This window comes from Streptomyces sp. DvalAA-14, assembly GCF_900091855.1.
Classification (GTDB): Bacteria; Actinomycetota; Actinomycetes; order Streptomycetales; family Streptomycetaceae; genus Actinacidiphila.
Map to the genome: position 1 here is coordinate 1 of NZ_FMCH01000616.1, position 3,058 is coordinate 3,058.

Annotated in this window: 4 protein-coding genes; 1 reads left to right on the forward strand and 3 read right to left on the reverse strand. The window is 75.1% G+C overall.

The genetic code is table 11. The annotated features are described in order from the left end of the window. Positions 1-163: 163 nt before the first annotated feature. Positions 164-925, reverse strand: coding sequence for a class I SAM-dependent methyltransferase (locus GA0115240_RS32825; RefSeq protein WP_093742457.1), 762 nt, complete (start codon positions 923-925; stop codon positions 164-166). Between the two features lie 80 nt (positions 926-1,005). On the opposite strand from GA0115240_RS32825, the gene GA0115240_RS32830 reads away from it, so the two are divergent. After that, entirely contained in the window at positions 1,006-1,353 is a 348-nt protein-coding gene (locus tag GA0115240_RS32830) for a VOC family protein (RefSeq protein WP_093742459.1), read from the forward strand. A gap of 30 nt (positions 1,354-1,383) precedes the next feature. On the opposite strand, the gene GA0115240_RS32835 is transcribed toward GA0115240_RS32830, so the two are convergent. Beyond that, a complete protein-coding gene (locus tag GA0115240_RS32835; RefSeq protein ID WP_093742461.1) occupies positions 1,384-1,788 on the reverse strand; it encodes a YbaB/EbfC family nucleoid-associated protein in 405 nt (134 codons plus the stop codon). A 127-nt stretch (positions 1,789-1,915) separates the two neighbouring features. Then, positions 1,916-3,013, reverse strand: a complete 1,098-nt coding sequence (locus GA0115240_RS32840) for a hypothetical protein (RefSeq protein ID WP_141709049.1) — start codon at positions 3,011-3,013, stop codon at positions 1,916-1,918. Positions 3,014-3,058: the final 45 nt, after the last annotated feature.

A 3,058-nucleotide genomic window follows, 5' to 3' on the forward strand; every position in this document is an offset into this window, starting at 1 on the left:
CGGGGGCGACGCGCGGGACCGTCCGTGGCTGATCGCGCCGTTCCCCGCGCCCCTGCGGGGCACGCCAGCACCGCCGGGGCGATACGGACGCCACTGCCCCCTCCGGGCCGGGGGCGACCCGCGGGAACGTCGTGGCCGGGCGCGCAGTTCCCGGCCCCCTGGGTCATCGGCCGGTGACGGGGCTTGCGTCCTTGCTGGGGCGGGGGCGGCGGGCGAGGAAGACGAGTTCGCGGGTCGGGCGGTCGGGGGCGTCGCGGACGGCCTCCAGGGTGTAGCCCTGCGCGGCCAGCTCGGCCTCGATTTCGGGTCGTTCGCGGAAGCGCAGGGTCGAATCCGAGGTCAGGACCTGGCCGTCCGCGGCGAAGACGTAGGTCCAGCGGAAGGTCACCAGCGGTCCGCGTACCGCGGTCAACTCGACCCAGCTCTCGACCCGGCCGGCGCCGGGGACCTCGGTCACGCGGTAGGAGGCGGCGCGGTTCCATTCCTCCCAGGCGCGCCGGGCCGGGTCGCGGGTCTCGAACACCAGCAGGCCGCCGGGCCGCAGTGCCGCGTACGCCCCGCGCAGGGTCTCGCGCCACAGCAGGGGGTCGGTGATGGCCTGGGCGACGTTCGCCGTCATGGTGGCGAGGTCGACCCGCAGCGGCGGCAGTGATGTCGCGTCACCGTGGATCCACCGCACCCGTTCGCCGCCCGGCTTGGCCCGGGCCACATCGAGGGACGCCGCGGCGGGATCGACTGCGACGACGTGGATGCCGCGACCGGCCAGCAGGAGCGCGAACACCCCGGTGCCGCAGCCGATGTCCAGCACCCGGCGCGCCCCGGACTCCTCGGCCAGGCGGAGGTACGCGTCGAGATCGGTGCGATCGGGGTCGAGCGGGTCGTAGAGCGCGGCGAGGCGCGGATGCCCGAAGCACTCGTCGGTCACGGAAACCTCCCGGTCGTCGGATCCCCGGCGGGATACTGGGCGGCCCGCCGTTCACCCAGCCGTATCCGAGGGAGTCGTAGATGGCCGCTCGACGCGTCGTGCCGAACATCCAGTCGCAGGCGATGGCCGCCGGCGCCGATTTCTACGGGCTGCTCGGCTTCGAGGAGGTGATGAACCACGGCTGGATCATCACCCTCGCCTCGACCGAGGACCCGGCCGTTCAGGTGAGCCTGCTGACGCGGGACCCGACGGCTCCGGTGGTCGCCGACCTGAGCGTCGAGGTCGGGGACGTGGACGCCGCCTGGGCGGCGATGCGGGCCGCCGGGGCCGAGATCGTGCACCCGCTGACCGACGAGGAGTGGGGCGTACGGCGCTTCCTGGTCCGCGACCCCGACGGGCGGGTGGTGAACGTCCTCAGCCACCGGTAGCGGCGGCCGGCGGCGCCCCGGTGACGGGGCTCAACCGGTGGGCCGGCGGGGCTGGCTGCGGGTGAGCGGGGTGATGCCCCCGGCCGCGCCCGGGCCGGCCGCCGGACGGAGGCCGGCCAGCAGGCCGTTGAGGCTGTCGGTGACCCCGCTCATCCGCTCGGCGCGCTGATCCTGCACGGCCTGGTGCGCGTTGTCGACGGCTTCGACGACCAGATCGGCGAGTGTCTGCGGATCGTCCGGGTCGATGACCGAGGGGTCGATCTTCAGCTCGACGAGCCGGCCCTCGCCGGAGACGGTGGCCGCGACCACGCCCTTCCCGCCGAAGCCGGTGGCGTGGACGGCCGCCAGGCTCTCCTGGACCCCGGCCACCTCGCCCTGCATCCGGCGGGCCTGCCGGGCCAGGGCGGCGAAGTCGACCTGCTCGTGATCTGACATGACGTCATGCTCCTTGTGTGCGGGCGGTTCGGAAGGCTCGGACGCTCGGAAGGGGCAGAGCAGCGGGCGGCCGGTGGCGGACGCCCGCCACCGGCCCGGGGCGCCGCGCCGGGCGGCGCGGCCCGCCTCACACCGTGAACTTGACCGCTTCGAGCCAGTTCGCACCGTTCAGGGTGCCGCCGAATATGTAGCCGCCGGCGGTGTCGCAGCCCTGACCGTGCCACCCCTCGTTCTGGACGTGCGCCGTCTGGCAGACGGTCCCCGAACCCACGTTGATCGCGAAGCCCTGCATGACCTCCGACCCGCCGGGGACACCGATCACGAGGTCGGTGTCGTCGGGTGCGGACGGCCACACCGAGGTCTGCCAGCCGGGGCCCTGCATCATTCCGTTGGCGGCGGTCCCGCTGACCCCGGACACCGCGATGTCGATGGCTTCGATGGCGCGGGTCTGGCCGGTCGTGCCCGCCATGGCGCCGTCGCAGACCGGCTGCTGCCAGCCGATGCCGACCACGTAGGCCCGGTAGCAGATGTGCCGGCCGGGGCTGCTCGCGGCCAGCTTCTTGACGGCGGACCCCACCGGGCCGGGCTTGGCCTTGGCCGCCGTGCTGGTCACGGACCGGGCGGCCGGCCGGTTCGTGTGGGCCGGCGGCGGGGGCGGGGGCTTCTTGGAGGAGCCCTTGCCGGCGACCGCCTTGGCCGGTGCGACCGGTTTCCTGGCCGGGCTCGGCGGCGCGGCCTTGTGGGCCGCGGTGGGCTTCCGGCTCTTGCCGGGCTTGGCGGGCACCGCGGACGCGGAGTCCATGTTCTGTCCGACGCCGACGAGCTTGCTCTGCGGGTCCTGCTCCGGGGCCGGGCCGGTGTCGAGGGTGCGGGACGCCGCGGCGTTCGACGCGGTGTCGTGGCTGTCGCCCGTTCCGACGATCAGGAACGGGACCCCGACCAGGATCACCCCCACCGCCCCGGCGGCGACCAGCAGCGCCTTCTTCGTCGGTCCGCCGCGCGGACCCTGCGGCGCCTCGCCGCCCGTCGTGACGAGCCCGGCGGGCGAGGTGTCGTCCCCACCGCCGGCCGCCGCCAGGGTCGCGACCGCGGCGCCGGGCGGCATGGACGGCCCGGACGGCCCGGACGGTCCCGATGGTCCGGCCGGGGCCGCGGGTACCGCCTCCACCGGCTCGGAAACGGGCACCGTACCGCCGGACGCGGACGCGGACGCAGACGTGGTCACGGGTGGTACCGCGTCAGCCGCCGGTCCGCCCGGCTGGTCGCCGCC